Raw genomic sequence first — 592 nt, 5'->3', positions numbered from 1 at the left:
TATGATTGTTTGATTATTTTTTAAAAATTTAAAATTAAAATTTATTTTTGAATTGATAACCAACCTTAATCTGTTTATACTATGAGATCTATTTTTTGATAATTAATTTTAATTACTCCGTGGCCTCATAATTTGGAGGCAAACTCTTATTTGCTATCATTTTTTCATTAAATTTTATACAAATAAGATTTTTGGTGTCCTCTTATTCTGCATTTCAAAGTGAAATCCGGCTGGAATTATTTCATTATTATACAATGCAAGTTGGTTGTGAGAATTATTTATAATTTATCTACTTAATTTTTTGTATAATTTTATTACAATTTTATTACAATTTAATATTATGAAAAGGTTTGTACTATTTTTTATTTTTACTTTATTTTTTGGTTTTAGTTTGATCAGTCAAAATGGGAACGGTAAAGAAAAGAAAAACTCCAACAATGGAGTTTACAATTACATTGATGTTTCAGTGCAGGAAACACTAACTGCTTCCCAGGAATATACTGATGTTGCTAAGATGGAGGCTATAACTGAAGCAAGAGTTTTGTCAGATGCCGCCCGTGAAGCAGCTATTATGAAAGCAACCGAACTCTCT

1 protein-coding gene is annotated in these 592 nt (G+C 27.4%); it reads left to right on the top strand.

The window, feature by feature from the left end:
* Nucleotides 1-340: 340 nt before the first annotated feature.
* Nucleotides 341-592: hypothetical protein (locus OQ5_RS20285; RefSeq protein WP_044107526.1), on the top strand; the 252-nt coding region annotated here is incomplete at its 3' end.

The organism is Anaerophaga thermohalophila str. Valhall, assembly GCF_000250735.1.
Classification (GTDB): domain Bacteria; phylum Bacteroidota; class Bacteroidia; order Bacteroidales; family Marinilabiliaceae; genus Anaerophaga; species Anaerophaga thermohalophila_A.
This window is presented reverse-complemented; position numbering and strand designations above follow the sequence as displayed.